Annotated in this window: 2 protein-coding genes; both read left to right on the top strand. The window is 32.0% G+C overall.

What is annotated here, in order from left to right; translation table 11 throughout:
- A partial coding sequence (locus DWW52_RS21100) for a hypothetical protein (RefSeq protein WP_158582686.1) occupies positions 1-876 on the top strand: 876 nt, incomplete at its 5' end.
- Positions 877-887: 11 nt separating this feature from the next.
- Positions 888-1,424: a hypothetical protein gene (locus DWW52_RS20775; RefSeq protein WP_118717870.1), complete on the top strand. Its 537-nt coding sequence runs from the start codon at positions 888-890 to the stop codon at positions 1,422-1,424.
- Positions 1,425-2,165 lie beyond the last annotated feature (741 nt).

Raw genomic sequence — 2,165 nt, 5'->3', positions numbered from 1 at the left:
GATATTCCGGAGGTAACGGTTACTTATTGTAACATATGTCATTTGCCTATCGAGCAATGTCGGGGACATAGTACGACTCCTCCTGTTTTTCCTCCTGTTACTCCTCCTGTTACTCCTCCTGTACAATGGGTTTGTCCATTTTGTGGAAGTTACTTTTGTCCTGGAAGTTGTAGAGGAGGAAGTGGAACTGGTGGAGCGGGAGATATTCCTTCGATGAATGATAAAACCTCTGCATTATTCAAAAAAAATGGTTTAGGAAATGATATTGCAGATTTCAATAAATTAATGAATGAATTAGTAAATGATTGTGCTTATAAAGCTATCTTTGAATACTTAAAGACAAAAGCTCCTTTTGACAAAGTAGAGTATGATCCACATATGGGTGAAGGAACTCAATTTGAAGGAGCTTCAGGAGCAGCAAATAATACTACTTTAAAATTTAGGGATAAAGATGCTATGACCATAGAAACTTTACGACACGAAATATATCATATGTATCAACATCGTTACTTCGGTAAAGTCAATTTAGGAGAAAATCGCCATATGATAGAGTTTGAAGAGAGAATCTATGAGGATATCTCTGCCTTTGTTCATTATGGCGGAAATGTGGATGAAGTACTAAAGTCGGGGCATGGATTCTATTGTATCTACCCAGGTTTATCAAAATACGAAACAGAGTATTATGCTTTCCTGAATAAAATAACTATAAATGGAGCAAAGTATGGTACATTAACCGATGAGGAATTTTACCATTGGGCGACTGTTTTTGGCGAGACTAGTAGAACATATCCAAATTCTTCTTATGATTATTCGGTTAAATATACACCTTCAATTAATGATTTGTTACGATCAGCAAAACAGGTGTGTGATAAATAAAAAATGAAAATATGAAATTTATACTACTTATATTCGCATTTATTCTGAGTGTAAATGCACTTGTCGCTCAGAAAGTTGATTCTACTGAGATTCGAGTCGATAGTACCGTATATATGAAATACGTTGGACACCAGAGAATTTATATAGAAACGATAAATCCTCAAATAAAAAATGTTCCAGCGAATTATGATACTCATGAAAATGGATACAAGATAAATTTTAGCGATAAAAACATTATTGTTAAACTTATCAAGAAGTGGTTTACGCCATTTTTTATTGAACATGGTGTACCAACAGATGTTCCTTCTTATCTCAATAATATTGTATTCACTTTTCATTCTGATATGGATGGTAAAATCATTGGCGTTGATTTTTTATTTTCAGATAAAAATGATATTCCAATCCAACTTCTTCATCAATTTTCTCATGAAATACAAAAGAGTAATTTAAAATTGATGTATAATAAAAAGGATCAAACTTTCAAACATGCAAAAAGATTATTAAGAATATATGCCATGTCCAGTTCTGATATATACAATTTGAAATAATTTTTTTTATTTTTAAGGGAAAGGATGAGTAAACACTCATCCTTTTTGAAATATTCCTAAATAACAACCTGTTAATGAGTACTTCTAAATTCTTTTTAGATGGAACACATCCCTAGGAATTATTTGAATTACACGCTTTCGATAGTACTCGGGGGGATATTGGTATTTCTGCCGATTGTTTCGAGTAGCTTTAGTGATTTGGATGGGGTGATACCGATATTCTTGACTAATCTAACATGTTCTGCAATATTTATATACTGGTTATATTGTAAAGGTTTCAAAAGTGCGGAGTTGAAGATAAATATCGTGGATATTTGTTTTACTTTATATATATGTTATGGCGTTTTAAGGATTACGGTCTCGGAAGTAATATTTAACCCGGTGATTCTATGTGAATGGTTTGGACTGGTTACCATATATATTCTGGTTAGGTTGCTCGAACATAAATTCCTACGGGTGCTATACGCATCTCGAACTTAAATCACTTGATAAATAAATTGAGTAGAAAGAAACGAATAGAATGAAAATTTGATATAATCAAGTTTTAAGAAAATTCAAAATGCTTGTTTTATAATTAAAATATACGTGAATTATGGGGAAATATTAAATAGCTACATGTTCGTGTTGGTGAATTATGCGAAAATGTAGCTAAATACGTTGGAGGTGGAATGAATTTTTTAGACATTTTTGTGTATATATCCCTTAATTATGCTATTTTTGTGTATTGCTTAAATAACAAAT

Source organism: Odoribacter sp. AF15-53 (assembly GCF_003479425.1).
In the GTDB taxonomy this organism is placed as follows: domain Bacteria; phylum Bacteroidota; class Bacteroidia; order Bacteroidales; family Marinifilaceae; genus Butyricimonas.
This window is presented reverse-complemented; position numbering and strand designations above follow the sequence as displayed.